Here is a 26,863-nt window from a genome sequence, read left to right as displayed (position 1 = left end):
AATAAACCATATAAATAGTTAATAATCAACAAATATGAAATTAAAGTAAGAATTAAATGAAAAAAAGCATATTTATATAAAAAATGAATAATTTTAAGCTGATTTAATTCCACTAACCAGCTCTTCAATTTTATCTTTAACATTAGAACTATCTTCAACTACAGTTCCAGTCACGATAATATCTGCACCTGCTTTTGCAATTTTTGCAGCGGTTTCTCCGTCGCGTATTCCTCCACCCACAATTACAATTATGTCAGTCATTTTTTTGACCCCTGCAATCATCTGTTCAGGAATATGTTCATTAGCTCCAGAACCAGCTTCGAGATAGATTATTTTCATTCCAAGGCATTCTGCAGCCATTGCATATGCTACTGCTAAATCGGCTTTGTTCCTTGGAATTAATTTAGCATCTCCAACCCATCCAACAGTTCCGCCGGGTTCAACAACGAGATAACCCATAGAAAGGATTTCTACTCCCATTTTTTTAATACCTGGAGCTGCTAACGCTTGAGCACCTATTATCCAGTATGGATTTGCTGAATTTAGAAGACTCATAAAAAATATGGCATCCGCATGTTTGCTTACGCCGCTTATATTACCTGGAAAAAGAATAACTGGGACGTCGACATTTTCACGCAGCGCTTTTGCGGTTGCATCGAGTTCTTCAGGCTCTGTTGTGGATCCACCAAGCATTATTCCATCACTGCCGCCTGAAATTGCTTCTTTAGCTATCCTTACAGCTTCTTCAGGGCTCTGCTCTTCTGGATCTAAAAGTGTTAAGTGTAATTTATGATCCTTAAGTGTAGTTCTAATGTAGTTTTCGACATTCATTAGCATCATCAAGAAAATAGTTAATTAAATGGATATTATAAATATAAATGGGAGGTTAACCCCCCACTAAATTGAACTTTAAGGAATTATTTATCCTCTTGGTTCTTTAGCTTTTGGTCTTAGACCTTTGTATCCGCACTTCCTGCATACTTTTGCAGTTGGTGGGTTTCTTGCGTTACATTTTAAGCATATTTTGATATTGAATATTCTATTTTCTGCTTCTTCAAATCTAGCCATTATTAGCCTCCTTTATCATCTGTTTTAACACAGTTTAAAATTGAGTTCTTGATATACTCGTTAGTTCATTTATTTATATAAATATATTTTAACTTATATATTCATTTTGAATTTTTACAACTTCTAAACTGCTTTTAGCTTTAGAATAACTTTCTAAAAGCTCTTCATTGAGCGTTAGAAAATGTGGTCCCCACTTGAACCCCGACATAATATCGGTAGCTATATCTTTAAATCCAATTATATAAAAACTTGCTGCAATTGCTTCAGCAGTAGATAATATACATGGCTTTCCATAATTGGTGGGATTTGCAGCAATCATGAAAGGTAGTGATCTGCTGTTTTTACCTGTTTTTATTCTATAAGGAACTTTATTTAACCTTTTCCAGGAGCAATCAAGTCCTACAAGCCCTTTTTCCACCACTGTCTCCCTGTCTTCAACAGATAATGATTTTGGGGAGTAGGGATCTAAAACAATTGCACCGGTAGGTAATTGATTTAATTTTGTGACTACTTTAACTTTTCCCTGTTTTCCAAGTTTAACTGTAGTACATTTTTTCCTGTCGCACTCTTCTGCATGATAAACAACGATTTTCATTTTCAAAACACATTTAATATTATTTTAGCTTAGAGCTATTTTTATTTTCAGTTTGAATTCAAAAACAAAAGACATTAGTAGTTATGATTTTTTGTTATATTAAATTTACCATTAATTAATTCTCTAAATAAATGGTCTAATTTTGATTTAAGATAAGTTTATAATTTTTGAAGTACTTATTATTACTATATGACTTTAATTGATTATTAAGTTTATAGATAGCGAGCAAAAAAAAGGAGTTGAAACAAATGGCAGATGAAAAAGAATTAGTTCTCACATGTGACTTAGATGCGCCGCGTGAAGTTGTATGGAAAGCATGGACAGATCCTGACATGTTCATGCAGTGGTGGGGGCCAAAAGGCTTTACAACACCTGTTTCTAAGATAGATCTCCGAAAGGGAGGTGAATACTTCAGCTGTATGCGGGCACCTGACGGGCAAGATTTCTGCAGCAAAGGTGTTTACATGGAGATTGTTGAACCAGAACGGCTGGTCATGACAGATTCTTTTGCAGATAAGGATGGTAACAAAGTTTCAGCGACATACTATGGAATGGGGGCAGAATTTCCAATGGAAATGCAAATCAAGGTGACATTTGAAGAACAAAATGGCAGAACTAAGCTAATTGTGAGACATTCTGATGTCAAAAATATCAGTGAGACTGAACTAAAGGATATGCAGCAAGGCTGGAACGAATCCTTAGATAAACTCGCCGAACTTCTGGCAAAAAGTTAAAATTGCATAGTAAATGTAGGGAATTCTATATAACGAGATGAAAAAAATGGCGGATAACAAAACAAAAATTATTGCAGAACCTGAAAAACAGGAATTTTTTATTATAAGGGAGTTTAATGCTCCACGTGAACTCGTTTTTCGAGCATTCACGGATCCTGATCTTTATGTGCAGTGGATAGGGCCGTGGGGACTTTTAACAACTATTGAAAAGTTTGAATCTAGAAATGGAGGGTCATGGAGATACATTCAAAAAGATCAAGAAGGAACAGAGTTTGCATTTCATGGGGTAAACCACGAAGTTCTCGCTCCAGAAAGAATCATCGGCACGTTTGAATTTGAAGGGCTTCCTGAAACGGGGCACGTCATTCTCCAAACAGCCAGATTTGAAGCTTTATCTAATGATAAAACAAGATTAATTGCTCAATCTGTATTTCAGTCTGTTAAAGATCGTGATGGAATGCTCCAGTCAGATATGGAAGAGGGAGTCAATGATTCATACAATAGTCTGGATGAACTGTTGGATGCAATGCAGAAATAAGATTTGAATATTTTAAAGTAAATATGACCGAAACGGAAAAAAGAAAAGAATTAAAGAGCACATCCTCTAAAAGATCCCCCTTAAAATTTTTTATATTAGTTTATGCTTTTTCTATTCCCCTTTGGGTGATTAATTTCATTTTTCCCATTAAGCTTCCAGTGGATAATCTTCCCGTGACAGACATTGTAGCCACTTTTACCCCAATGATAGCAGCATCCATCCTTTTGTACCGGGAAAAGAAACTTTTAGGGATAAAGAATCTCTTAAAAAGAGCCTTCGATTATAAGAGGATCACGAAAAAAGTCTGGTATGTTCCAATTATCTTTTTAATGCCTTTTATCTACGTACTGACCTATATATTAATGCGTTTTGCCGGGCTACCGGTTCCAAATGTTTGGAACCCTCCCCTTCTGACACCGCTTCTTTTTATCGCGCTCTTTTTTGCTGCTGCAGGTGAAGAAATTGGCTATACTGGATACGTCACTGATCCTATGCAAGCAAGATACACCGCACTGACAGCCAGCATCATCATTGGGTTGATCCACGGGGCATGGCATTTCCCGTCGGAGATTTCAATCGGCCAGAGCCTGGGATTGATTATATGGGGCGGAGTTATACTGGCCGTTAGTTTCCGGATTTTAACTGTATGGCTCTATAACAACACTGGAAAAAGTGTTTTTGCGGCTATACTCTTTCATGCCGTGACCAATACTGGAAGGAGCATATTTCCAGGTACTCGTTCAGCTTTCGAACTGGGCGACGGGACTATTGGCTATGGGCTCATTGCTATCACAGCTCTGATCGTGGTGTTCTTATGGGGATCAAAGACATTGGCGCGATTCAGGTATGCCCGTTCAGGAGCATAAAGCAGTTATACTTAGAGAACATCAATAAAAGATAAATTATTGAAAATTTTGAAATTTGGGAGATTAATAAAATACAAAAATAAAATTAGATTTTTTTTAATTAGAGAACTGATCTTTCCTGCTCAACAATCTGTGATACAACACATTTTGTGTCTTTAATATCTTCTAAATCATAATAACGGCCGCCAGATGCCAGTGCAAGTTCCATATTCATATTTCGCCCGTATTTAACTGATCTCTCAAAATTAACAATGATAGTATGTATCTCATTTTCTTTTAAGTCTGCAGCAATTTTCAGGGCATCTTCTGCAGGTCTGTTATTGATACCTACATTTGGCATACCGTCTGTTAGTACAATCATCATGGGAACGAACTCCTCTTTAATTTTTTCCTTTTTAAGAAGTTCTAACCCTTTTTTAAGGCCTGCTGCAAGGGGAGTGGTGCCTCCAACACGTATATTATCAACTTGTTCTTTAAATGAAGAAGCTCTTCTTGTTGTTGGGATTATAACTTCAGCTTCCTGACCTTTAAACCCAATAACACTTATTTTATCATTGTGGTGGTTTATATCTTCAATCAATTGATTTAAAATACCTTTAATCTTATTTGCTTTCCTTTGTGAAAACATAGATCCGCTTATATCTACCACAAGGGCTATTGATGCTCTTGCACCATGCTTCCTGACTTTATGACGTATATGCTCATTTTTAACATTAATGCTGCCGTTTGATTTAATAGCAGCAGCCCTTAAAGTAGCATCTATTGCGATATCATTTGAGACATTTTTAGGAATTTTACTTTTTATGTACTTCCCTTTTTGAGTTTTGGAATCGACCCGTTTTCCATACAACCTGTTCTTTTTTTTACCTTTCATTTTAAGGAGCTTTTTTATATCGACTTCATCATCATCGGAATCTACAGGTGTTCCTTCTTCTTCAATACTTTTCAACATGATTCCTTTTTTTTCTTTTTCAGGATCTTCAGGTTGCTCCGCAGGATGGGGTGCAACGTTTACATTACCCTGCTCTTCAGGGGGTTGATCTTCCTCATCATCGACTTCTTCTTGATTTTCTTCAGTTTCAGGTTTTAAACCACTATCATCTTCATTTTGCCCTTCTTGGGATTGATTTTCATCATCCTGGGCTTTTTCGTCTTGATTTTCTGCAGTTTCAGAATCTCCTTCACTATTATCCTGCTCTTCTTGGGCTTCGTTTTCATCTTCTTTTTGTTCATCTTCTGTATCGGAAATTGCTTTTTCAAGCTTTTCCTTGATCTTTTTTTGATCATAAGATTTTTGAAGCCTTTCTCCCAGTACAAGCATCACGGCTTCTTCAACGTCGTTATAATCCACTGTTAAATGTTTGTTATAGGCCGCAATGGTTTTTGATGTTTTAAGTATTGCAATATCTGCCCTGTGTCCATCAACACCCATATCAACACAGACATGTGCTATTATTTTCATTAGTTCTGGAGAAATTTTAACATCCTTGAGTAATGATCTGGCATTTAAGATATTATCCAGTATCTCTTTTTGTGATGTACTGAATTTTCTTTTAAAAGCAGCGGGATCTCTTTCAAATTCTTCTCTTCTTGCCATTATTTCAACACGGTCTTTTATGTCCATGATACTGTGCACTATGATATGCAGGCCAATTCTATCAGAAAGCTGCGGTCTGAGCTCACCTTCAGCGGGGTTCATTGTTCCAACAAGTATAAATCTGGAGGGATGTGATACTGAGATCCCCTCCCTTTCTACAATATTTATCCCATATGCAGCAGCGTCTAACAGGACATCTACTAAATTATCGTCAAGAAGGTTGATTTCATCAATATAAAGTATATTTCTATTGGCTTCTGCCAGTATTCCTGGCTCTAAAGCTCGAGTACCTTCTTTTAATGCCTTTTCAATGTTTATTGATCCAACTACGCGGTCTTCTGTAGAACCGAGTGGAAGTTCTACTACTTTCATTTTTTTCTCTTCAATTTCTGCATTGTCTGATTTGCATGTATCGCATGCAGATTCCTCATCATCAGGATCACAGTTAAATGGGCATCCTTTTACAACTTTTAGTGATGGTAAAAGATCTGCAAGTGCCCTTACTGCGGTAGTTTTACCTGTACCTTTATCTCCTTTGATAAGGACCCCGCCGATCCCTGGATTTATAGCGTTTAGTATAAGCGCTTTTTTCACGTTTTCCTGACCTACAATTGCCGAAAATGGAAAAATAAGATTTTTCAATAGTCTCACCGTTTCTATTGTGAAATAATTTTAATTTATTAAATTAGAACTTTGGTTAGTATTAATACATACTAATTTGATCCATAAATACATTATCAATAATATTATTTTAACCAATAACCGGCGGTTATCTATAAATTTAAGGAAAATAGGACGGAATTGATTTATCATAAATAATAAATAACACCGATTACATAAGCAGAATTGGTGATAATATGTGTACAGTCGGAGGACCAATGGCAGATATTAAACTGAAAAAGCTTAAAACAAAAAGATATAGATGCCTGGATTGCGGAAACGAGTTTAAAGGAATTGGAAAAAGAGTAGTATGTCCATCATGCCAGTCAGACAACGTAGAAGCATTAGAATAACTGGAGACGAAATTTTATTTTTAATAGGAGAATCTGGAGAACTGGGCATATTAAAGGCTGGAGAAAAAAAGCAGATATTTATAGGCACACCTGATAAAGAAGAGATAGTTGCTTTTCTTGAACCAGAGGATATAATTGCAGTTTCTGCATTTGAAAATAGTGAAAAAGCAGAAAAAGGAATAAGGAGTATGCTTTATTTACTTAGAGAAATGAATTTTCCCATTACTGTTCTTCCAGAAAATCATCCAACTTCTAGAAGGCTTCCGATGGTTGTAGCAGCAGGAGATCGCATTAATTTGAGTTGTAATATAGTTCCGGGTACTCATCCAGAACAGGATATATTATGTGCATGTGATGATCTTTCAGATACACAAATAACAGCATCGAAAGATGGTGTTGAAGTTGAAGGAACTGTTAAAAAATTCAAAGTTGAAAAATTTTGAATAGAAGAACAATCAATCTAAATAACTCTTTTTTAGCTAATTTTAATAACCATTAGTTTAATATAACATAAAATACTTAGATTTAGATCAATATGTCATTTTACGAATTTTACACCATTTTTGGACAGATAGTGTTTATTGCAGGTATTTTTATTTTAAGTCTGCTATCAATAGCGCTTATCCTTGGAAGGATTCTTATAAAACAGGAAAGGCTTATTTTTCCTAAGTTACTCTTGTTTACTATAGATGTGTTTTATGGATTATTTAAAAAGTTTGCTGGAAATGTTGGCCTGGATGAGAAAATTGTCGATCAAATAGGTGTTGAAGTAAGAAACAAGGTTAATGAAAAGGCATTTAAACAAATAGAAAATAAAGACAAGATTTTGATACTCCCGCACTGCTTGAGAAATCCAAAATGTGAGGCAAAACTGGACGCAACTGGTCTTCACTGCACTGACTGTAATCGATGTGTAATAGGTGTTTTAAAAAATAAAGCAGAAGATCAAGGATACAATGTGTTTATAATACCAGGATCCACTTTTTTAAAGAAAATTGCTCAACAACATAAGTTTAAAGGGGTTTTAGGTGTCGCATGTCATCAGGACTTGAATTTGGCAATGATGAATTTATCTCAGTTCCCGTGTCAGGGTGTGCCTCTTTTAAAGGATGGATGTGTCTGTACTAAAGTTGATATAAGGGCAGTTCTTGATAAAATGGATATTGAACTCCCTCAAAACATAGTTATACCAAATAAAAGTGTTCCGTGCGCTACTGAAAGACCTAAACGTAAAATACTTTAAAACTTTACGTAGTAAAGTTTTAAGGCCCTCGAACATGAAACAAACAAAAATCGAAGATTTTTGTTGCGTCAAAATTGAAAATTTTGACAGTGTTCGGGGCATGCAAAAAACTTCGTTTTTTGCGGTTGAGGAACTAAGTTCCTCAAACATCGAAAATTTTTATAAAAATTTTCGAATGTTCGAAAAAACCGGTGGTTTTTTCTCAACTTTAATTTTATTTATTTGAATGACATTTAAATTCCAAAGCGCCTTTCTCTTTCTTGATAAGACCTGAGAGCTCTTAAAAAATCAACTTTTCTAAGCTCTGGCCATAAACTATCGCAGAAATATAACTCTGAATAAGAAGACTGCCACAATAGGAACCCACTGAGCCTTTCTTCCCCACTTGTCCTTATAATAAGGTTGGGATCATCTAAACCTGCAGTATACAAATTTCTATTTACTATATCTTCGTTTATTTCATTTATATCTAATTTATTCTCTTTTACTTCCTTTGAAATCTTTTTTATAGCGTCGATAATTTCCATACGCCCGTCATAACCGATTGCAAAGTTCACATGTTTTTTGTGGTAGTGGGCTGTGGATTCCTCTGCAGTTCTAATGGCTTCCCTGACATATTCTGGGAGTAAATTTAGATTACCCACTGCTTTAATTCGGACTTCATTTTTATGGATCTTAGGGTTTTTTGCAACGTCTTCAAAATTTTTCTGGAAGAGTTTCATTAAACCCTCCACTTCTTTGGGAGGTCTTTTGAAGTTTTCCGTGGAAAATGCATAAACAGTGATAATTTCTATTCCCAGTTCAATGGACCAGTCCATAACTTTTTCAAGGGTACTCACTCCCTTTTTATGCCCATCAATAACTTCCATGTTGCCCATTATTTTCGTGTATCTCCGGTTACCATCCATTATTATTGCTATATGTTTGGGCAAGTTTTCTGGTTTGAGATTTCGGGATATGTACCACTCATAAATATCATAAATAAACTTCAACTGTTTCATTAATTTAAACCTCCAATTTTCATCTATTATGGTGCAAGAATATTCCAGAATCCATGGAATAAGAAAGATCCATATACTTTGTTGGTCTTAAGGCGTATAATACCCACAATGGCCCCTAATATTAGCCCAATTTCTATTTTACTTATTAATAATGGTACCAATGCAAATTCTTTGGGATGAATCAGAAATACATCTATATATCCAAGGTGCCATAATCCAAACAGGATAGTAATGGTAATCCATGTAATTAATCCAGAATGTTTTCCTTTAAGAGAATTCTGCATATTATTCCACAGGTATCCCCTAAACAAAAGCTCTTCAAATGCAGGTACAATAAGTCCGAATATGAAACTCAGCACGATAATGTCAAGCTCAGCTCCCAGAAAAACAGGTAAAATTATGAAAACTGGAAGTGCTATCAGCCCTGCAAAGTAAATTATTTTTGTTCTTTTTCTAACATCATCTAAATTCAAACTTAAAGTTTTTAATGAGGGCTTAAACAATACTAAAAGGAATATTCCGACAATAAGGAATGAAATCCCATTTAAAATCTGGAACAATACTATATTTCCTCCGGGTTTAATTACATACCACAGGCTGTCCATTACAAAAGCCCTTAGAAGTTGTATGATGATTAGTATGATTATTATTTTACCTAAAAGTTTTATAAATGGTTTGTATTCATGTGATTTTTTTAAAGTTTCCATAAAAATTCTCCTGTAATGGTGATATTCGACTTATATTCGATAATTTGTTACTTTGACTGCATTTATACTAATTTAATTAAAAAATAGGCTTAAAAACCATGCTAACCAGCCTAAAACGCCTGTTAAATATAAGGCGTACACGGCCCATCTAACACTTTTAATTACGAAGAATTTTTGAATTCTTTCCTTTCCTTTAATCAATAGAATAACCATTGTAATTATAAAAATTCTAATTCCCCATGTAAAGAAAGGAGATTGTACAGTCCCTTCTAAAGCAAAGAGTTCTTTTTCAAAAAACTGGCCAAATAAATAAATGGATAATATGAAACATCCAACCAGGGCAAAAATAAATGAAACAACATATAATTTAGTTTTAAAATAATGTTTCCATTGGACATTTATATTAACCATATCATTGCTCCTATGATTTGACTGATGTTTTTAACTGTTGATTATTCTTCGTTATAAATAAAAATGTCTTCAATTGATGATTTAAAGAAATTAGCCATTTTAAATGCCAGTATTAGGGATGGATCATATTTGTCTTTTTCTATGGCAATTATGGTCTGTCTGGTGACGCCTAATTCTTTGGCAAGTTCTTCCTGAGTCAGGTTCTTCATGGCCCGGTATACTTTAAGATTATTTTTCATAAGAATCAGTAACCGTATTTTTTATTGTAATATCCATAAAATACATAATATAAACCTAAAAGTGCAACAGCGGAATATGCAAGGGTATAACCTGCTTGGATAAAGTCAGGGTACTGATTTCTCATGGTAATAAAGAACAACCCTATAATGGCTATTGCAATGGAAAAGAGTGCCATTGCCATTTTTGAGGCTTTTTCACTTATTTTAACTATCCTTTCATCTTCTAAAGTTTCATTGGTATTTTTTTTGTAGATATATGATACCATGGCGCCAATTACGATGGCCAGTACGGCGGGGATAATTTCTCCCAGTTCAACAGATATTCCTGCGATCATAGCAACGAATATGGTAATTATTATTCTTACAATCTTGTAATTTTCCATTATATCACCTTTATATGAATATTTTAGTATTTGTGGGTGTAATATGCTCTTGATGTAAAGTAAAGTATAAAACATAAAATTGATGCTAAAAAAAGAGTATATCCTGCCTGTAAAAATTGAGGATAGCTGTTCCTGAGGGCAACGATTACAATGCCTGCATATATCATAACTGCCATGAGAATTCCTAAAGTCATTGTGGCTGCTTTTTCGTTAATCAATTGTGTTCTTTCGTCTTCAACAATGACTTTGCTATCTTTCTGGAATATCTCTTTCAGATTATCTCTGTGAATGTATAAAACGGCGCTCAGTGCAATTAAAAGTAGAACTGCCAGTATGATGATGTAGATATTTGCCATCAACAGCCCTGCAATCCACAGCCCAGTTATAAAAACTGATAATATTTTTATAAATAAGCCGGATTCAAAAATTGAAAGTATTTTCATGATTATTCCTGACTTTGAATTCATGATTTCACCTTTACTCATTTTTACTCCTTTATTTTTTAGATAATCTCCATAAAGCTACATGTGAGGCAAAAACTGTTGTAAGCAGCTGTAAGAATGGAGATATGAATATCATGAGGATTATCCATCCAATGAAGCTTAATTTAGGGTCATAAAAGATTAATGGAATTCCAAAATCTGCAAAATTTGCAGATGGATTCTGTAGCATTGTAATCATAGGTCCCCATATGATTAACATCCATGCTAACGTAACGGAGGATGTAAGAATTGTATATTTTAAAATTCTGCTTAAAATATCATTGATTTGTAATTTTTGAAGTTCTAAACTTTTTGCAAAGTACCATCCCACGGGAAATCCGAATAATATGCAGAAAAATGGTACGCCCATTCCCATTCCAACAAATAGGGTATCCAGAATTATATAAATTACAAATAATCTTTTTCTACTTATTTTAAAAATGCCCCTCATTAAATCTCCTCATGTAAATAGTACTTTACATAATGTTATATAAACTTTACTAAATGTCAATGGTTGTTGACTATCAGTTTAATAAATTGGATGTTTTAATGGCTAAAATTAGTATATATCATTAAAATATCAGTATTTTACCTAAAATAAAAATAGTAAGACAGTAAAAACGCTTTAAGGGATTATAATCAAATTAAAATAAAAATATGGGGAATGGAAATTGAAAAACAATTATAAATCCATGATTTTAAAATTTAATGCATGGCCAAAGATTATTTCCTGGCCAGTGAAGCGAATATGCCTACAAAACATAGGATTGTGAAGATTGTAAACACAATTTGTATACTTGTTAAGAGTGCAGGGTAATTACCGGGTACTATCTGAACATTTCCAATGAATATTGAAAATATTACCATGGCTACACCCATACTGAGCATCTGTCCAATTAGACGCATTGTACCTACTGTGGCTGATGCAATGCCGTAAAACCTTTTCTTAACAGATCCCATGATTGCGTTGGTGTTGGGGGATGAAAATAATCCAAGTCCAAATCCAAGGACCAGTAAAACCATTATGATAAATTCAAGGCTTGTGTTGTTGCTTAAGAATATGAAACAGAAGAGGCTAATTGCTGTAATTGCCATCCCTATTGAAGCTATTAAACCTGGTGAAAATCTATCTGATAATCTTCCTGCAACTGGTGCTGTAATTGCCATGACTGCCGGCTGAGCCACAAGAACTATCCCTGCAAACTGGGGATCGAGGCCCTTTATGTACTGTAAATAAAGACTCAACAGGAAAACCACTGCAAAGGTAGAGCTGTAGTTTATTAAAGCTGCTAAACTGGAAAACCCGAAGGTTATATTTTTGAAGAGTCTTACTTCAAAAACAGGGTTTTTAACCTTTAACTCAAATATTACAAAGGCTAAAATTCCTATAATTCCTAGAATTAGTAGGATTATACCTAGCTCTTCAGGAAGTATTGAAAATCCGTACATCAACATTATCAGTGCTATACCATAAATAATCGAACCGGCAGTGTCGAATTTTTCTCCCCTACATTCAGCCCATTCTCCTTTTACCTTCAATGCTGTAATGGCAATTACCAGTAATCCAAGTGGTATAATTACATAGAAAATACTTCTCCATCCAAGATACTGTGTCAGTATTCCTCCTAAAACAGGACCCATAGAAAGACCAATGTAAACACTTGCAATATTTATGCCTATGGCTTTTCCTCTTTCATTTGGAGGATATACTGATGTTATAATTGCTAAACCGGTAACAAATATCATTGCAGAGCCTATTCCCTGGAGAATCCTGAAAGCGATAAGTGAGGTTACAGAGGGGGCTGCACCGCACAGAAAGGTCGCTACTGTGAAAATGATTATACCATAGGTAAATATTTTTTTCATTCCATGTATATCGGCTATCCTTCCGAAAGGTACTGCAAAAACGGCAGATGCTAGTAGATATGCTGTTGGAATCCAGCTTAACAGGATAGCATCTGCGTTAAATTCTAAACCAATTGATGGAAGAGCGATATTAATTGCAGATGCCATAAATGGTGTAAAAAAGGAAGCTAATGTAGCCACCAGCAGGGCAGGTATTCTATTGTCAATATTATTTGTTTGCTTGCAAGATTTCTCTGTATTCATAATTTATCCTCGTATTAAATATTCCCTTTTGATTAAATTTCTTCTTAAATGTAGTTTTAATAGATTATTGTGATAAATTTTTATTTAACTGCTTTAAACCGCTTAAAAGGTTATTCAATGATTCATCATCCATTTCCTCAAGTGCATTGTAAATGAAGATGTTTCCTGCTTCATTTTTTATATCATTGATTAATTTTTGGCCTTTATCAGTAAAAACAACTCGATTTATCCTTAAATCTTTTTCATCTCTTATCTTTTTAACAAGGTCTTTTTTTTCGAGCCTTTTTATCCTTTCTGATAATGTATGGGGTGCATTGCCGATACCTGCAGCAATTTCTCCCACAGTGGGAGGTAGAACGTCAGCAGTAACTGTTAATTCTTGATGATGATCTAGTTCTATTAACAGATGAAACTGTTCAAATGTTAAACCATATTTTTGGGCAGTTTCACGATGTTTTAACCTTATTAATTTATTTATATGTTCCCAATAATTCCATATTTTTATTATATTTTCTTTTTTCAATTTTATCTCATCCATGCCGTGTTATTATAATTTTTAATTCGTGAATATGCGTAATTATATATTTAAAGCTCTCATGGTCATGTTTATTTCCTGTAAGAGAGTAAACCCCCTACAAGACACAATATTCCGCTGATATATAATATAACTCCACAAACTCCTGCAAGAGTGCTTGCTCCGACATACAGGACATTGCCGGAGTATCCAGTAAATGATACAAATGATGCTAGTAAAACTGCACCCATTGCAGTACCAAAGGCCAGACCAAAGTTTGTGGTCGTGTTTATCATGCCTGATGCAATATTGCCTTTTTCAGGGGGAAGAGAATTCATGATATCTATGTTGTTGGGGCCCTGGAATATAGAACGGCAAACACCGGCAATGAGAAACATGGCGATTATCAGTATCAGATTCACGTTCCAGAATGCATAGCCGCATATCAAATAAGTAAGGCCCATTACAGTAATCCCGACCAGGGGGTAATTTTTAACAATCCATGAATGGCTGTGGAGTTTCAAATTGTCATATATTCTTCCGCTAATTGGAGAGCTAACCATCATGGCTAGAGGCATTACTGCAGCAAGTATTCCAACTGTTGACGGGTTGAATCCCATCACGCCTTCAAAATAAAATGGCTGTATAAGCACTAGAATGAAAGTCGCTGTAAAATAAAGGACCAGACTAACAGCTGACAGTGTGAACCTTTGTATTTTAAATAGCGCAATTTCCAGCATGGGTTTTTTCGCTGTTAATTCTCTCCCAATAAATGCTGCCAGTGAAACTGCACATACTGCAGAATAAAGGATAAACATGGATAAATTAACGGGTTTGCTTGCAAGATCATTTAAAACCATGAAAAATGTCCCGACAGCAATTATAAATAATAACGCACCAAGATAGTCCTTTTCATTTTCTTTAGTCAAATGTTCTTCTATTTTTAAGTATTTAACGGCGGGTATAATCAGGGCTATGCCTATGGGTATATTTATAAAGAAGATGTATGGCCATCCAAATACATCAACTATAAAACCTCCAACTGTAGGTCCTATTAACATTCCTAGGCCTATTATAGCTGTGAAATAGCCCATAACTTTTCCTTTCTCATTTTCTGGGAAAATTTGCATTAAGATAGCAAGGTTTATGCTTAAAACCATGGAAGCTCCAATTGCCTGCAGTATCCTGAACAGTACCAGCTCTGCAAGGAAAGTTGAAAGCCCGCATGCAAGGGAACTTACGGTGAATATTAAAAATCCAATTATGAACAGCCTGGATTTTCCAATGTAATCAGCCAGTTTACCAAAGATAAGTGCAGTTACAGTCATTGTAACCTGGTAACTTGTAAGTATCCACTGAGAAAGTCCCACAGGAACATTAAAAAGGGTGGTTATTGTTGGCAGGGCAATACTCACCACATTGAAATCTAAAACTGCCATAAAAGATGCTGTTAAAACTATTATCAATATCTTTGAACGATTTTTAAAGGATGATTCAGCTGTTTTACTTTGATTTGCCGTATTTAACATTTATTTTAGTACCTCTTTGATATAATTGTATTTTAATCCATAACGGGCTATTTAATGAGCTTAATCTGTTAATGGGGATTTTAATAGGATATTCATTCATTAAAATATATCGTGTTACGATATTATGTAGCGTTGCATATAAAATTTGGGGAGATAAAATTTTCTTATATAAAAATCAAAGATTAAATAATACAATGATCTTGAATTATCGGAACGATTGGGGCAGTGGCTAATAACAAGTAAAGAATGAATTGGTTACTGATGGGTTACCTTTAACTTTATTAGCTCCATTGACCAAATCCACAAAGAGTGAATAGATGTATTAGGAGGAACAATTTAATGAAAAAAGTTCTTTTACTATGTGCTAGTCCAAGACCAAGTGGAAATACATATCAAGTACTTGAAGAATGTGCAAGTGCAATAGAAGATGAGGGTTTAGATGTTGAAATAATTTCATTTGTAGGAAAAAGTATCAAATCATGCATTGCATGCGGAAGATGCAAAGAATTAAACGAATGTGCGATTAATGATGGACTAAATGACATTATGGTGAAAATTAGAGAATCAGAAGGTTTTATTGTAGGAGCACCAGTTTATTTCGGAACTGCACGTGGGGATGTAATGTCTGCACTCCAAAGGATCGGAATGGTTTCAATGGCCACTGATAATTTTTTATCCTGGAAAGTAGGGGGCCCAATAGCTGTTGCAAGAAGAGGAGGACATACTGCAACAATACAGGAAATGTTGATGTTTTTCTTTATCAATGATATGATTGTTCCGGGTTCAACATACTGGAATATGGTTTTTGGTCATGCTCCTGGAGATGTGCAGGATGATAATGAGGGAATGCAGACTATTAGACGATTTGGATCTAATGTGGCTAATTTAATTAAAAAAATAAGCGAATAATTATTTTAAATCTACTATTTAATTTTTTTCAACTGTTATGATCTGCTTTACTAGTTTGAGATATATCTTAATCTTTAAAAGGTTATGTTAATAGCAAACATATCTGAAGCTAGAACTGTATTTTTAACTGTAATGGAGTTTATATTTATGAATTTAAAATATAAAGATAAGAAAAGTGTCCATGAAATTGATTCTCTTGTTTTTAGCGGCGGCGGTGCTATCGGAATGGCTTATGCTGGTGTTTTCGACGAACTTGAAAAAATTGGAGTGTTGAATCATGCTAAAACAGTTGCAGGGGCATCTGCAGGTGCCATAATTGCTCTGGTATTTGCGCTGCGATATGAAACAGATGAAATAATTGAGATCATCAAAGAAACAGATTTTTCAAAATTTCTTGATTGTGGCAAAGGTATAAACATGAATGAAGTATTAAAAAACCATGAATCACATAAATTAGAATTTGCAGGTCTTTTGGGGCGTTTACTGAGCACGGGTGCATTTTGCGATGGGGCGGTGGCCCGAAATTTTTTATCAGATCTTATAACTGGTAAAGATTTCTCTGAAAATATCACTTTCAACGATTTATATACAGGAACAGCCATAGAATTAAATGTAGTTTGCTGTGATATCTCCCGGAAACAGACCATGATTCATAATTACAATAATTCACCTGATATCCCAGTATTAGATGCGGTTCATGCCAGTATGAGTATTCCCATAGTTTTTAAACCAGTTGATTTATATAAGGATGGTACCTGTGCTGTAGATGGTGGAACAACTGATAATTATCCTTTAGATAGTGTTTCTAATCCGTTAGGTTTTATCATTGCTACAAAAGAAGGGGTAATGAATCATCCATTTACTAAAATTAAATGGGCATGGGAATATATTCCTGCCATGATCAGCATGATGAGAAACATTCATTATGACACTATTTTTAGCAAACAGGAAAATATAGACCGAACTGTTTTTATTGACGCTGTTGGTGTAGGGGCGCTGGATTTTAACATGTCGCCTGTGAAAATGGATGAATTAATTGAGAGTGGAAGAAAAGCTGTACGGGATTATTTTGCAGACCTATCTAATAAATAATTTAAAGTGGTACTTTAAAATATATTAAAAGTGATCATTTATGAAAATAGCTGTAGCAACATCTAATGGTAATGATGTGGATCATTTTGGTAAAGCGCAGAGATTCATGGTTTATGAATTTGATGAAAAAAACATGAATTTCATAGAAAAAAGAGAATCTCCTAAAACAAAGGGTGAAAAACACCAGTGGCAAAAATCATTAGATGCAATAATTGATTGTGAAATTGTTATATGTGTTCAAGCTGGTTTGAAAGGTAAATTTGGCATTAAAAATGCAGGAATTCAACTTGTAGAAGATGAAGGGAGCATAGAAGATGTTCTTGAAAGATTTGTTAAGCATTATAACTTCATGAAAAAACCTCTATTTTAAAATATTTTTTATATTTCAAAAAATTAGAAAATTTTTACCCACTTGGTTTTCGAATGTTACCACATTCCCAAACGTTTAAAAAATCGAAGCCAGTGAAAATTGAAAATTTTCGTGGCATGCAAAAATCTGTGATTTTTGACAGATTTTTTAAAGTTGAGAAAATCTTCGATTTTCGAACCTTAAAAATCATAGATTTTTAAAGTATAAATAGCAGCCCTGCTAAATAGTAATGTATAACCTGGGCGGATTTTTAAAAATAAATTTAAAATTAAAAATAATGGAAAATTACTATAAAAACTCTGTTTTAATCGTTACGTATTTTCCATATATTTATAAACTAGGAATGAGATTGTATATTAAGTGAATTTTTAATTTAATCTATTACCAATAGTTTATTGAAATCCTTTTTTATAATCTATTAATAAATCAAAGGAATTATTCTATAAGTCTATTAGGGACAGTATTTTCTAAATAAATTTATAAAGGTGATAATATGGCTAAAGCTAGAAGGCGAAGAGTGCGTGATACGTGGAAGGAAAAACAATGGTATAAAATTATGACTCCTAAAGATTTTGGAGAGGCAGAAATAGGAACCACACCTGCACGAGATCCTGATATACTCTTAAAAAGAAGAGTTGAATCATCAATGAGAGAATTAACTGGTGATTTCAGCAAGCAGTACGTTAAACTTTACTTCCAGATTAACAACGTGGCTGGAGACACAGCAAACACCAAGTTTGTTGGACACCATGTAACAACAGATTATGTTAGAAGCATGATAAGAAGGGGAACAAGTAGAATAGATACCCTTTCAGAAGTAACTACAAAAGACGGTTACAAAGTTAATGTGCATATCATTGCAATAACCGTAAAAAGGGCAAAAGCATCCCAGCAGAAATTTATAAGGGAAACTATGGGCAACCTTATTCAACAGGCAGTGGATGGAAAAACTTTCCCAGAATTTGTGGAAGGGGTAATAACTGGAAAAATGGCATCCAGTATATACCACGAAACAAAGAAAATATATCCTTTAAAACGAGTTGAAATAATTAAAACTCAAGTAGCTGAAGAACCAGCATAATCAATTTAGTTACTAAAATATCTGGGAGATAAATGATATATTTAGAATATGTGATCTTACTCGTAATCGTAGGGCTTTTAATATACCTTAAAGGAGCCCTCGATCTTTTAGGATCCATTTTCATGATTATCATGGGTATAATTATTATTTTTACTGCTGGAGTTAACTGGCTTCTTTTAATTTTTGCTTTTCTGATTCTTGGCTTGATATTTACCAAATATAAACATGAATACAAGAAGGAAATGGGTATTTACGAAGGGACAAGAAGCGTAAAAAATGTAATTTCTAATGGAATAGTTCCTTTTGTTATGGCGGCATTTGGAAATTATGCTGGTTTTATAGGTTCCATTGCAGTTGCAACTTCAGATACACTTGCAAGTGAAATAGGAGTTGTAGATAAGCATCCTAGGCTTATAACTACTTTTAAAAAAGTCCCGCCTGGAACAGATGGGGGAATCTCTCCGCTGGGAACTGCGGCAGGAATTATAGGTGCAGGAATTATAGGTATTATTGCATATCTTTTAGGAATATCTGCAGATCCTTTCACCGCACTTAAAATAGCAGTTATATCTGGTACTTTCGGATGTTTTGTAGACAGTATTCTGGGAGCCGTACTTGAATCAAGGAACTATCTTACAAATGAACATGTTAATCTTTTAGCTACTGTATCAGGGGCAATTTTAGGAATTCTTATAGTTTAATAGGTATAACGCACAATGTTTACATAGTTGGGTGATAGTGTGAAAGGAATTATAATGATAATAGACGGGATGGGAGATCGTCCTATAAAAGATCTTGGATATAAAACTCCACTTGAAGCTGCAAACACTCCAAATATGGATAAATTAGCCGAAATAGGCATAAATGGTATCATGGATCCGATACGCCCGGGCATAAGGGCAGGGAGTGATACATCTCACATTTCAATATTGGGGTATGACCCTTATGAAGTTTACACTGGCAGGGGGCCATTTGAAGCAGCAGGAATAGGGCTAGATGTTATAGCTGGAGATATAGCCTTTAGATGTAACTTTTCAACCCAAGATGAAAATGGTATTATTGTAGATAGGAGAGCCGGGAGAATAAGAGAAGGTACAGAAGAAATTGCGGGATCTATAAATTCTTTAAAATTAGAAGGATTTGAAGATATAGAAATAATATTTAAAGAATCTACAGGACACCGAGCTGTACTTGTACTTAGGGGAGCAGGATTATCTGATAAAGTATCCGATGCCGATCCAAAACATGAAGGAAAACCTCCTAAAGAAGTTGTTCCTTTAGATGATTCTCCTGAAGCAGCAAAAACAGCAGCAATATTAAATAAATTCGTTAAAACTTCATATGATCTTTTAAAAGATCACCCTGTGAATCTTAAAAGAATAAATGACGGAGAAAACCCTGCAAATGTGGTTTTACCTCGAGGAGTAGGTGCAGTTCCTCATATTGTTCCATTTGGAGAAAAATATGGAGTAAAAGCCGCATGCATAGCAGAAACAGGGCTTATTAAAGGAATTGGAAAAATAACCGGTATGGATTTAATCGATGTTGAAGGGGCTACCGGTGGAATTGATACCAACCTTGAAAATATGACTGCAAGTATTGTTGAAGTAGCAAAGAATGATGATTATGAATTTATATTAATTAATATAGACGGCGCAGATGAAGCAGGTCACGACGGGCAGATGGAAGAAAAGGTGAAATTCATCGAAAAAATAGACGCCGTAATTGAGGAAATAATGAAAATAGACGATATTTATTTCATTTTAACAGCAGATCATTCAACTCCAATTTCTGTAATGGATCACACAGGAGATCCCGTTCCTATTATCATAAAGGGACCTGAAGTTAAAGTGGATAATGTTAACAGTTTTAATGAAAGGGCAGCAGCATATGGCGGATTATGCAGAATAAGAGGCTCAGATATCATGAATATATTGATGGATTTCATGAACAAGTCTGAAAAATTTGGAGCCTAATTAAGTAAAAATGGTGTATTATATGACAGATATGATTCCAAGACTATTTGGTACATCAGGTATCAGAGGTAAAATAGGCAGTGAAATCACTTTAAATTTAATAACAGATGTTGGAATGGCAGCAGCAACATATGTTGGTGGAAAAGGGCGTAAAGCTGTTATAGGGTATGATACACGGACTTCAAATAAGATGGTTGAAAATGCAATCATCGCAGGGATATTACAATGCGGCTGCGATGTAATTCGGCTTGGAATGGTTCCAACGCCGTTGGTCGGATATGCAGCAATGAAACTCAATGCAGATATCGGAATCATGATAACTGCATCTCATAATCCTTCCCAGTACAACGGAATAAAACTATGGAATCCAAAAGGTATGGCTTACACCCAGGATCAGGAAAGAACAATAGAAAAAATAGTCCATGAAAAGACTTTCTCTAAAGTTTCATGGGAATATATAGGGGATATTAAAGATAACAGCAGCATTATCTCAGGGTACATGGATGATTTACTGAACAATGTAGATATTAAAGGAGGCCTTAAAGTCGTTGTCGATTGTGCAAATGGGGCAGGTTCTTTTGTATCTCCAATTGTTCTTAGAAAGGCAGGTTGTGAAGTTTTAACTTTAAACAGCCAACCTGATGGATTTTTCCCGGGTAGAATGCCAGAACCCTCAGAGGCAAATCTTTCTGAACTTATGAAAGTTGTTAAAGCTACCGGAGCGGATCTTGGAATTGCACACGACGGTGATGCAGATAGGATGGTTGCAATTGATGATGAGGGAAAGATGGCGGATTTTGATAAGCTTTTAGCCCTTGTATCAAGTAAAATTGGTGGAAAAATAGTTACAACTGTTGACGCGTCATTCTGTGTGGATAAATGTATGAAAGAATCCGGCGGTGAAGTAGTACGTACTAAAGTGGGAGATGTTCATGTTGCAGAGGCAATAGTGGAATGCAATGCTTCATTTGGTGGTGAACCTTCTGGTACATGGCTCCATCCAGATTTCTGCATGTGTCCTGATGGAATACTTTCTGCACTTAAGGTTATAGAAATTGTGGAAAAATATGGTCCTCTTTCTAAACTTTTAAATGAAATACCCAGTTATCCAACAGTGAGGGATAAAATAGAATGTGAAAACATTCAAAAGACACTGATAATGGAAAAAGTCAAAGAGGAACTTCCAGATTATTTTGAAGATGTAAATGATGTCAATTTCATAGATGGAGTTAGAATTTCCATGAAAGATGGAAGCTGGGTTCTAATAAGGCCTTCTGGTACCGAATCTTACATAAGGATTACTTTAGAGGGTAGAACTGTAGAAATAGCTCAATCAATTAGAAATAAATCCAGAGAATTTATAGAGGGAATACTATGAAGGGAGTATTGCTTACAGCAGGTGAAGGCACAAGGATGCGCCCGTTAACATTAACAAGACCAAAAACAATGCTGCAGGTTGGGGGAAAACCAATACTCCAGTATAATTTAGAAGCGCTGAGAGATGCTGGTATTAAAGATATAATAATGGTTGTAGGCTATAAAAAAGAGGCAATTGAAGATTATTTTGAAGATGGTTCTTCATTTGGAGTTAACATTGATTACATCACTCAGGAAAAAAGACTCGGAACCGCACATGCCATAAATTCTGCCTGCGATATGATTAATGATGAGTTTATAGTTCTGAATGGGGATATAATAGTTGATCCCGAGCTTATTGTGGATTTAATAGCAAAATATGAGTCAGAGGAAGCTTCATCAATTCTCATGCTTACTGAAGTTGAAGATCCATCTTCATTTGGAGTTGTAGAAATAGAAAACGACATAATTAAAAATATTATTGAAAAACCAGCTCCTGGAGAGGCTCCAAGTAACCTTATAAATGCAGGGATATACCTTTTTGATAAAACAATTTTTGATGCAATAGACAGGACAGAAAAGTCTGAAAGAGGAGAATATGAGATAACAGATTCCCTTAAAATTCAGATGAGCGAAAATAAGATAGTACGAGGGCTTAAATCTAATAATAAATGGATTGATGTTGGAAGACCATGGGAACTTCTAAATGTCAATGAACATTTCATAAGTGAAATGGAAGAAGATATCCGGGGTGAAATTGAAGAAGGAGTCACAATCCACGGCAAAGTAGTTCTGGGAAAAAACAGTATCATTAGGTCTGGAACTTACATTTTAGGGCCTGTTTTTATTGGAGAAGGCTGTGATATTGGGCCTAATTCCTATTTGAGAAAATATTCCTATCTTGGAAACAATGTAAATGTTGGAAATGCAGTTGAAATTAAAAATTCAATTATAATGGATGGTACTAACGTTAATCATCTTTCATATGTTGGTGATTCAGTAATTGGAGCTAACTGTAATGTTGCTGCAGGTACAAACATTGCAAACCTGCGTTTTGATAATAAAAATATCAAGATGAAAATTAAAGGCGAAAAATTTGACTGCGGTGTGAGAAAACTTGGTGCAGTGTTTGGAGACAACGTTAAAACAGGTATAAATTCCAGTTTCAATCCCGGAGTTAAAGTAGGCATAAATTCAGCAGTAGGTTCTGGTACTATAATTTATGAAGATATACCTTCAAATACACTTGTTTTAGTAAAACAGGAATATAAGATTATAAAATATGATAATTAGATTTATCATTTGTCATGGAATAATATAAGTAGATTTATCAAAATTGGATTTAACTGTGTTTAAATAATCTTTCAATTATTTAACCGTAAAAACCTGTGGTTTTTGCATGTTTAAACATGGTTTAAAATGGAATTGCCGTGAATTAACTAACTTTTAAGTAGGTGAACCAAATGAGCACTGTAAATAAAAGTGTTAAGACATTTGAAGGTTCAAAAATAATTGGAAATGTTAAAATCGATGCAGAATCTTCAATATGGTACAATGCTGTTTTAAGAGGAGATATAGAAGCTATAACTATTGGGAAATATTCTAATGTTCAGGACAATTGCGTCGTACATTCATCAAAGAATTATCCGGTTGAATTAGGAGATTATGTGACTGTAGGGCATGCTGCAGTTTTACACGGGTGTAAAATTGAAGATAACTGCCTGATTGGAATGAATGCCACTGTTTTAAATGGTGCAAAAATCATGAAAAACTGTATTGTTGGGGCAGGAGCATTAGTTACAGAAGGAAAAGAATTTGAAGAAGGAAGTTTAATTATCGGTGCTCCTGCAAGAGCGGTCCGAAAGCTTACAGATGAAGAAATAGAAGGCATTAAGGATCATGCTGTAAGGTACGCGCAACTGGCAAAAAATGAATAATTGATTATAAAGCGGTCATTGAATCGCATGATGTTTAAAATACACACAAATACAGTAACTGGTGATCACTATGGTTAAAGTAAAAGAAACTGTAAAAAAACTTGACCCTTATGTTCCGGGAAAATCAATCCCCGAAATAGCACAAAAATATAATATCGATCCTGAAACAATCATAAAACTCGGATCAAACGAGAATCCACTTGGCCCGTCTAAAAAAGCTATAGAAGCAATAAAAAATAGTCTCCATTTAATAAGCCAGTATCCTGAAACAAATTTAGAACCCTTAAAGGAGAAATTAGCTTTATACTCTGGAGTCGACAGTTCTAATATAATAATAGGTGGAGATGGGGCAGATGAAATTCTGGATGTACTCGGGAAAACATTAATAGAACCCGGCGATGAATTTATAGTCCCTTTACCGTCATATATGTACTACGAGTTTACTTTAAAAATCCACGGTGGAGTTCCAGTATATGCCAAATGGGATATGGAAAAAAACGAACTTGATGTGGATTCAATAATAGCCGCTTTATCTGAAAAAACAAAAATAATCTTTTTATGCACTCCAAATAACCCTTCAGGAACATTAATAGATAAAGAAGATATTAAAAGAGTACTTGAAAGTACAGATGCCCTTGTGGTTGCAGATGAAGCATATTTTGAGTTTTCAGAAGTTAACAATGTTGACATGGTAAAAGATTATGATAACTTACTCTTGCTCAGGACATTCTCTAAGGTCTTTGGACTTTCTGGAATGAGAATAGGTTATGCAATCTCAAATCCTGAATTTATAGAATACATGCACAGGGTAAAACCAGTATTCAGCCTTACAAAGCTTTCCTATGAGTCAGCATCAGCAGTACTGGATGATAAAGAATATATACAAAAATCAATAGAAATTGGAATTCAAAGCAGAGAATTCTTATATGAAAACATGTCTAAATTTGATAAACTTGAGGTTTACCCTTCAAAATCAAATTATTTGCTTGTAGGTGTTGAAAAAACTGGAATGACCTCTAGTGAGTTTGCAGAAGAGCTCTTAAAAAGGGGAGTCATTGTAAGAGACTGTGCTTCATTTAAAGGATTGGATGAGTACTGGGTAAGGGTAAGTGTCGGAACAATGGAAGAAGATGCCCGGTTTATTAAAATACTTGAAGATTTAATTGGGTAATCAATGATATTTGAGGTCGGAATTTAAATGATGATAGGAGATATGATCGTATCCTCTCTGGAATTTCCTGGAAAAATTTCCCTTGTTATTTTTTCAGGAGGTTGTATCTTAAAGTGTCCATATTGCCATAATCCTGAACTCATAGACAATGGAAAATCAGTAGAACTTGATGAAATCATTGAAAAAATTGAAAGTTCCATTGATTTTATAGACAGCGTTGTAATAACTGGAGGGGAAGCTCTTATACAGTATGATGATGTGAAAAAAATCTTGAAATACTGTAAAAACCAGGGATTAGAAACTAAACTGGATACAAATGGATGTTTTCCTGATAAACTTTCTGAACTTATAGATCTGTTGGATTATGTAGCTTTAGATATTAAGGCTCCTTTTGATAAGTACGAAGAGATTATAGGATCAGATATAGGGGATAAAGTTAAAGAAAGTATGGAAATTTGCAGCGGAATATATCTTGAGTGCAGGACAACTTACGTACCCTTCTTAATGGATCCTCAAGATGTAATTGAAATTGCAAAAAGTATAACAACGGATATATATACAATTCAACAATTCAGAGATAAAAGAGTATTAGATGAAAAACTACATGGTACTCATGTTCCTTCAAGGGATGAACTTAAAGAAATTGGTGAGACTGTAAAACCATTCTTAAAAAGAGTGAGAATAAAAACAGCAGAATTTGGAAATGAATTTATAAATTAATTAATTATTATTTTTTATTAGGCGGAGGTCGTATATGCCTATATTATTATTTGGAAGCAGTCATCTAGAACTTATAACAGGTAAAAAAACTACCACAATAAGGAAACTATGGAAAAAGCCACTTTCTCCAGGGGATCGTCTTCACTGCTACTGGAATCTCGTATCTAAAGAGCGTAAAAAGCTATTTGAAGCTGAAGTAACCGGCGTAGAGATTATGGAGTTTAAAGATATCATTAAAGATGATAATCTTGCAAGAGAAGAGGGTTTCGAGAATGCTGCAGAGCTGGAAGCAGAATTTAGAAAGATGTATCCTGATGATACAGATGATGATTCACTGTTCCAGGTAATAAGGTTTAAGAAATATCCTGTTGATAAATGGGAAGGCGAAAAAATAGATGAAAAAGCTTTGATAACCAAAAGAGCAGATATATTGTTTGATTCTGGAAGATTCAATGATTCTGTAATGTGTTATACTGCAGCTTTAAGACACGACCCTGACGATGTTTATCTCTTAAATAAGAGGGGGGACAATCTGTCACGTTTAGGTAAGTTCGATGAAGCCATCAAAAACTATGATAAGGCATTAGCAAATGATCCTGAGAATGAGTTCGTCTGGAACAACAAGGCAATAGCACTTTTAAATTCAAATAAGCCTGAAGAAGCATTAAAGTGCAATACAAAGGCTTTAAAGATAAATAAAGCTAATTCTGCTGTGTTGTACTGGAGAGGATTTATTTTGGAGATGCTTGGAAGATTTGAAGATGCTTTAAAGTGCTATGATAAGATTCTAGAAATAGAACCTGAAAATCCGGATGTATGGAATGCAAAGGGAAATATTTTGACAGAATTAGAAAGGACTGAAGAAGCGCTTACGGCTTATGATAAAGCGTTGGAGTTATGCTTTGAAGAGGAACCTGATGCATCAACATGGAATCGTAAAGGTAATGCCCTTTTAGAGCTTGGAAGGTTTGATGAAGCTTTAAATTGTTACGACGAAGCCTTAAAGCTAGATTCTAAAAATGATATTATCTGGAGCAATAAAGGTGTAGCCCTTATGGAGCTTGATGAGTTTGAAAAAGCAGCAGAGTGTTTTAACAGGGCAATACTTATAAATCCTGCAAATGAGGATGCCCGGGTTTTAAAGGACGAATGTTTAGAAAATTACTAAATTTTATTTAACTATATAAATTACAAATTGTACTTTCTAAAACTTAGACCAAGA

32 protein-coding genes are annotated in these 26,863 nt (G+C 34.7%); 18 read left to right on the top strand and 14 right to left on the bottom strand.

The annotated features are described in order from the left end of the window. Positions 1-93: 93 nt before the first annotated feature. The 3 genes from AAGU07_RS05930 to AAGU07_RS05920 form a co-directional block, all read right to left on the bottom strand. Positions 94-831, bottom strand: a complete 738-nt coding sequence (locus tag AAGU07_RS05930) for a geranylgeranylglyceryl/heptaprenylglyceryl phosphate synthase (protein WP_342458216.1) — start codon at positions 829-831, stop codon at positions 94-96. Positions 832-921: 90 nt separating this feature from the next. Further along, a complete protein-coding gene (locus AAGU07_RS05925) occupies positions 922-1,068 on the bottom strand; it encodes a 50S ribosomal protein L40e (RefSeq protein WP_048080299.1) in 147 nt (48 codons plus the stop codon). 88 nt (positions 1,069-1,156) lie between these two features. After that, positions 1,157-1,663 carry a DUF367 family protein gene (locus AAGU07_RS05920; protein ID WP_342458215.1) on the bottom strand — a complete coding sequence of 169 codons (507 nt, stop codon included), beginning with the start codon at positions 1,661-1,663 and terminating at the stop codon, positions 1,157-1,159. A 248-nt stretch (positions 1,664-1,911) separates the two neighbouring features. On the opposite strand from AAGU07_RS05920, the gene AAGU07_RS05915 reads away from it, so the two are divergent. The 3 genes from AAGU07_RS05915 to AAGU07_RS05905 all read left to right on the top strand — a co-directional run bounded on the left by AAGU07_RS05915 (position 1,912) and on the right by AAGU07_RS05905 (position 3,801). Further along, entirely contained in the window at positions 1,912-2,397 is a 486-nt protein-coding gene (locus tag AAGU07_RS05915) for an SRPBCC domain-containing protein (RefSeq protein ID WP_342458214.1), read from the top strand. 46 nt (positions 2,398-2,443) lie between these two features. Beyond that, positions 2,444-2,935, top strand: a complete 492-nt coding sequence (locus tag AAGU07_RS05910) for an SRPBCC family protein (RefSeq protein ID WP_342458213.1) — start codon at positions 2,444-2,446, stop codon at positions 2,933-2,935. A 203-nt stretch (positions 2,936-3,138) separates the two neighbouring features. After that, a complete protein-coding gene (locus tag AAGU07_RS05905; RefSeq protein ID WP_342459347.1) occupies positions 3,139-3,801 on the top strand; it encodes a CPBP family intramembrane glutamic endopeptidase in 663 nt (220 codons plus the stop codon). Between the two features lie 100 nt (positions 3,802-3,901). Here AAGU07_RS05905 and AAGU07_RS05900 read toward each other — a convergent pair whose 3' ends face one another. Then, complete coding sequence (locus tag AAGU07_RS05900; RefSeq protein WP_342458212.1) at positions 3,902-6,049, bottom strand: VWA domain-containing protein; 2,148 nt, start codon at positions 6,047-6,049, stop codon at positions 3,902-3,904. Positions 6,050-6,255: 206 nt separating this feature from the next. On the opposite strand from AAGU07_RS05900, the gene AAGU07_RS05895 reads away from it, so the two are divergent. The 3 genes from AAGU07_RS05895 (at position 6,256) to AAGU07_RS05885 (ending at position 7,654) form a co-directional block, all read left to right on the top strand. After that, a complete protein-coding gene (locus tag AAGU07_RS05895; RefSeq protein WP_169740425.1) occupies positions 6,256-6,411 on the top strand; it encodes a hypothetical protein in 156 nt (51 codons plus the stop codon). Beyond that, positions 6,378-6,854, top strand: coding sequence for a hypothetical protein (locus AAGU07_RS05890; protein ID WP_342458211.1), 477 nt, complete (start codon positions 6,378-6,380; stop codon positions 6,852-6,854). The genes AAGU07_RS05895 and AAGU07_RS05890 overlap by 34 nt, the downstream gene beginning before the upstream one ends. Before the next feature lie 92 nt (positions 6,855-6,946). Continuing rightward, positions 6,947-7,654: a DUF116 domain-containing protein gene (locus tag AAGU07_RS05885; RefSeq protein WP_342458210.1), complete on the top strand. Its 708-nt coding sequence runs from the start codon at positions 6,947-6,949 to the stop codon at positions 7,652-7,654. Positions 7,655-7,887: 233 nt separating this feature from the next. Here the strand turns inward: AAGU07_RS05885 and uppS are convergent, their stop codons facing one another. The 10 genes from uppS to AAGU07_RS05835 all read right to left on the bottom strand — a co-directional run bounded on the left by uppS (position 7,888) and on the right by AAGU07_RS05835 (position 15,029). Next, entirely contained in the window at positions 7,888-8,655 is a 768-nt protein-coding gene (gene uppS, locus AAGU07_RS05880) for a polyprenyl diphosphate synthase (RefSeq protein ID WP_069584449.1), read from the bottom strand. Between the two features lie 26 nt (positions 8,656-8,681). After that, positions 8,682-9,362, bottom strand: coding sequence for a CPBP family intramembrane glutamic endopeptidase (locus AAGU07_RS05875; protein ID WP_342458209.1), 681 nt, complete (start codon positions 9,360-9,362; stop codon positions 8,682-8,684). Between the two features lie 72 nt (positions 9,363-9,434). After that, entirely contained in the window at positions 9,435-9,773 is a 339-nt protein-coding gene (locus tag AAGU07_RS05870; RefSeq protein WP_342458208.1) for a hypothetical protein, read from the bottom strand. Positions 9,774-9,814: 41 nt separating this feature from the next. Next, positions 9,815-10,012, bottom strand: coding sequence for a helix-turn-helix transcriptional regulator (locus tag AAGU07_RS05865; RefSeq protein ID WP_342458207.1), 198 nt, complete (start codon positions 10,010-10,012; stop codon positions 9,815-9,817). A 5-nt stretch (positions 10,013-10,017) separates the two neighbouring features. Then, on the bottom strand, positions 10,018-10,395 hold the full coding sequence (locus AAGU07_RS05860) for a DUF2178 domain-containing protein (protein WP_342458206.1): 378 nt from the start codon (positions 10,393-10,395) through the stop codon (positions 10,018-10,020). A gap of 23 nt (positions 10,396-10,418) precedes the next feature. Further along, positions 10,419-10,862 (bottom strand): DUF2178 domain-containing protein, encoded by a 444-nt coding sequence (locus tag AAGU07_RS05855; protein WP_342458205.1) that lies wholly within the window; start codon positions 10,860-10,862, stop codon positions 10,419-10,421. Positions 10,863-10,890: 28 nt separating this feature from the next. Next, positions 10,891-11,328, bottom strand: coding sequence for a hypothetical protein (locus AAGU07_RS05850; protein ID WP_342458204.1), 438 nt, complete (start codon positions 11,326-11,328; stop codon positions 10,891-10,893). Between the two features lie 272 nt (positions 11,329-11,600). Then, a complete protein-coding gene (locus tag AAGU07_RS05845; protein ID WP_342458203.1) occupies positions 11,601-12,986 on the bottom strand; it encodes an MFS transporter in 1,386 nt (461 codons plus the stop codon). Positions 12,987-13,050: 64 nt separating this feature from the next. Then, positions 13,051-13,509 carry a MarR family winged helix-turn-helix transcriptional regulator gene (locus AAGU07_RS05840; RefSeq protein WP_342458202.1) on the bottom strand — a complete coding sequence of 153 codons (459 nt, stop codon included), beginning with the start codon at positions 13,507-13,509 and terminating at the stop codon, positions 13,051-13,053. Positions 13,510-13,592: 83 nt separating this feature from the next. After that, the gene (locus AAGU07_RS05835; protein WP_342458201.1) at positions 13,593-15,029 is read right to left on the bottom strand and encodes an MFS transporter; all 1,437 of its coding nucleotides are present in this window, start codon (positions 15,027-15,029) and stop codon (positions 13,593-13,595) included. Between the two features lie 339 nt (positions 15,030-15,368). Between AAGU07_RS05835 and AAGU07_RS05830 the strand changes: the two genes are divergently transcribed. The 12 genes from AAGU07_RS05830 to AAGU07_RS05775 all read left to right on the top strand — a co-directional run bounded on the left by AAGU07_RS05830 (position 15,369) and on the right by AAGU07_RS05775 (position 26,809). Further along, on the top strand, positions 15,369-15,938 hold the full coding sequence (locus AAGU07_RS05830; protein WP_342458200.1) for a flavodoxin family protein: 570 nt from the start codon (positions 15,369-15,371) through the stop codon (positions 15,936-15,938). A gap of 147 nt (positions 15,939-16,085) precedes the next feature. Further along, a complete protein-coding gene (locus AAGU07_RS05825) occupies positions 16,086-17,030 on the top strand; it encodes a patatin-like phospholipase family protein (protein ID WP_342458199.1) in 945 nt (314 codons plus the stop codon). A gap of 40 nt (positions 17,031-17,070) precedes the next feature. Further along, on the top strand, positions 17,071-17,400 hold the full coding sequence (locus AAGU07_RS05820; RefSeq protein ID WP_342458198.1) for a NifB/NifX family molybdenum-iron cluster-binding protein: 330 nt from the start codon (positions 17,071-17,073) through the stop codon (positions 17,398-17,400). A gap of 493 nt (positions 17,401-17,893) precedes the next feature. Beyond that, positions 17,894-18,481: a 30S ribosomal protein S3ae gene (locus tag AAGU07_RS05815; protein WP_048080278.1), complete on the top strand. Its 588-nt coding sequence runs from the start codon at positions 17,894-17,896 to the stop codon at positions 18,479-18,481. Positions 18,482-18,513: 32 nt separating this feature from the next. Further along, positions 18,514-19,182: a TIGR00297 family protein gene (locus AAGU07_RS05810; RefSeq protein WP_048080277.1), complete on the top strand. Its 669-nt coding sequence runs from the start codon at positions 18,514-18,516 to the stop codon at positions 19,180-19,182. A gap of 39 nt (positions 19,183-19,221) precedes the next feature. Continuing rightward, positions 19,222-20,457, top strand: coding sequence for a 2,3-bisphosphoglycerate-independent phosphoglycerate mutase (locus tag AAGU07_RS05805; RefSeq protein WP_342458197.1), 1,236 nt, complete (start codon positions 19,222-19,224; stop codon positions 20,455-20,457). Between the two features lie 22 nt (positions 20,458-20,479). Next, on the top strand, positions 20,480-21,835 hold the full coding sequence (glmM, locus tag AAGU07_RS05800; RefSeq protein ID WP_342458196.1) for a phosphoglucosamine mutase: 1,356 nt from the start codon (positions 20,480-20,482) through the stop codon (positions 21,833-21,835). Then, positions 21,832-23,106, top strand: a complete 1,275-nt coding sequence (glmU, locus tag AAGU07_RS05795; RefSeq protein WP_342458195.1) for a bifunctional sugar-1-phosphate nucleotidylyltransferase/acetyltransferase — start codon at positions 21,832-21,834, stop codon at positions 23,104-23,106. The genes glmM and glmU overlap by 4 nt, the downstream gene beginning before the upstream one ends. 170 nt (positions 23,107-23,276) lie before the next feature. Then, positions 23,277-23,750, top strand: a complete 474-nt coding sequence (locus AAGU07_RS05790; RefSeq protein ID WP_069584435.1) for a gamma carbonic anhydrase family protein — start codon at positions 23,277-23,279, stop codon at positions 23,748-23,750. Positions 23,751-23,820: 70 nt separating this feature from the next. After that, positions 23,821-24,921 (top strand): histidinol-phosphate transaminase, encoded by a 1,101-nt coding sequence (hisC, locus tag AAGU07_RS05785; RefSeq protein WP_342458194.1) that lies wholly within the window; start codon positions 23,821-23,823, stop codon positions 24,919-24,921. A gap of 27 nt (positions 24,922-24,948) precedes the next feature. Further along, on the top strand, positions 24,949-25,641 hold the full coding sequence (locus AAGU07_RS05780) for an anaerobic ribonucleoside-triphosphate reductase activating protein (protein WP_342458193.1): 693 nt from the start codon (positions 24,949-24,951) through the stop codon (positions 25,639-25,641). Between the two features lie 34 nt (positions 25,642-25,675). Next, positions 25,676-26,809 (top strand): tetratricopeptide repeat protein, encoded by a 1,134-nt coding sequence (locus tag AAGU07_RS05775; protein ID WP_342458192.1) that lies wholly within the window; start codon positions 25,676-25,678, stop codon positions 26,807-26,809. Positions 26,810-26,863: the final 54 nt, after the last annotated feature.

This window comes from Methanobacterium sp. (genome assembly GCF_038562635.1).
Taxonomy (GTDB): Archaea; Methanobacteriota; Methanobacteria; order Methanobacteriales; family Methanobacteriaceae; genus Methanobacterium_D.
This window is presented reverse-complemented; position numbering and strand designations above follow the sequence as displayed.

Coding starts and splice junctions, on each gene's coding strand:
- AAGU07_RS05930 (WP_342458216.1), bottom strand. CDS start 831: ATGAATGTCGAAAACTACATTAGAACTACACTTAAGGATCATAAATTA.
- AAGU07_RS05925 (WP_048080299.1), bottom strand. CDS start 1,068: ATGGCTAGATTTGAAGAAGCAGAAAATAGAATATTCAATATCAAAATA.
- AAGU07_RS05920 (WP_342458215.1), bottom strand. CDS start 1,663: ATGAAAATCGTTGTTTATCATGCAGAAGAGTGCGACAGGAAAAAATGT.
- AAGU07_RS05915 (WP_342458214.1), top strand. CDS start 1,912: ATGGCAGATGAAAAAGAATTAGTTCTCACATGTGACTTAGATGCGCCG.
- AAGU07_RS05910 (WP_342458213.1), top strand. CDS start 2,444: ATGGCGGATAACAAAACAAAAATTATTGCAGAACCTGAAAAACAGGAA.
- AAGU07_RS05905 (WP_342459347.1), top strand. CDS start 3,139: ATGATAGCAGCATCCATCCTTTTGTACCGGGAAAAGAAACTTTTAGGG.
- AAGU07_RS05895 (WP_169740425.1), top strand. CDS start 6,256: ATGTGTACAGTCGGAGGACCAATGGCAGATATTAAACTGAAAAAGCTT.
- AAGU07_RS05890 (WP_342458211.1), top strand. CDS start 6,378: ATGCCAGTCAGACAACGTAGAAGCATTAGAATAACTGGAGACGAAATT.
- AAGU07_RS05885 (WP_342458210.1), top strand. CDS start 6,947: ATGTCATTTTACGAATTTTACACCATTTTTGGACAGATAGTGTTTATT.
- uppS (WP_069584449.1), bottom strand. CDS start 8,655: ATGAAACAGTTGAAGTTTATTTATGATATTTATGAGTGGTACATATCC.
- AAGU07_RS05875 (WP_342458209.1), bottom strand. CDS start 9,362: ATGGAAACTTTAAAAAAATCACATGAATACAAACCATTTATAAAACTT.
- AAGU07_RS05870 (WP_342458208.1), bottom strand. CDS start 9,773: ATGGTTAATATAAATGTCCAATGGAAACATTATTTTAAAACTAAATTA.
- AAGU07_RS05865 (WP_342458207.1), bottom strand. CDS start 10,012: ATGAAAAATAATCTTAAAGTATACCGGGCCATGAAGAACCTGACTCAG.
- AAGU07_RS05860 (WP_342458206.1), bottom strand. CDS start 10,395: ATGGAAAATTACAAGATTGTAAGAATAATAATTACCATATTCGTTGCT.
- AAGU07_RS05855 (WP_342458205.1), bottom strand. CDS start 10,862: ATGAATTCAAAGTCAGGAATAATCATGAAAATACTTTCAATTTTTGAA.
- AAGU07_RS05850 (WP_342458204.1), bottom strand. CDS start 11,328: ATGAGGGGCATTTTTAAAATAAGTAGAAAAAGATTATTTGTAATTTAT.
- AAGU07_RS05845 (WP_342458203.1), bottom strand. CDS start 12,986: ATGAATACAGAGAAATCTTGCAAGCAAACAAATAATATTGACAATAGA.
- AAGU07_RS05835 (WP_342458201.1), bottom strand. CDS start 15,029: ATGTTAAATACGGCAAATCAAAGTAAAACAGCTGAATCATCCTTTAAA.
- AAGU07_RS05830 (WP_342458200.1), top strand. CDS start 15,369: ATGAAAAAAGTTCTTTTACTATGTGCTAGTCCAAGACCAAGTGGAAAT.
- AAGU07_RS05825 (WP_342458199.1), top strand. CDS start 16,086: ATGAATTTAAAATATAAAGATAAGAAAAGTGTCCATGAAATTGATTCT.
- AAGU07_RS05820 (WP_342458198.1), top strand. CDS start 17,071: ATGAAAATAGCTGTAGCAACATCTAATGGTAATGATGTGGATCATTTT.
- AAGU07_RS05815 (WP_048080278.1), top strand. CDS start 17,894: ATGGCTAAAGCTAGAAGGCGAAGAGTGCGTGATACGTGGAAGGAAAAA.
- AAGU07_RS05810 (WP_048080277.1), top strand. CDS start 18,514: ATGATATATTTAGAATATGTGATCTTACTCGTAATCGTAGGGCTTTTA.
- glmM (WP_342458196.1), top strand. CDS start 20,480: ATGACAGATATGATTCCAAGACTATTTGGTACATCAGGTATCAGAGGT.
- glmU (WP_342458195.1), top strand. CDS start 21,832: ATGAAGGGAGTATTGCTTACAGCAGGTGAAGGCACAAGGATGCGCCCG.
- AAGU07_RS05790 (WP_069584435.1), top strand. CDS start 23,277: ATGAGCACTGTAAATAAAAGTGTTAAGACATTTGAAGGTTCAAAAATA.
- hisC (WP_342458194.1), top strand. CDS start 23,821: ATGGTTAAAGTAAAAGAAACTGTAAAAAAACTTGACCCTTATGTTCCG.
- AAGU07_RS05780 (WP_342458193.1), top strand. CDS start 24,949: ATGATGATAGGAGATATGATCGTATCCTCTCTGGAATTTCCTGGAAAA.
- AAGU07_RS05775 (WP_342458192.1), top strand. CDS start 25,676: ATGCCTATATTATTATTTGGAAGCAGTCATCTAGAACTTATAACAGGT.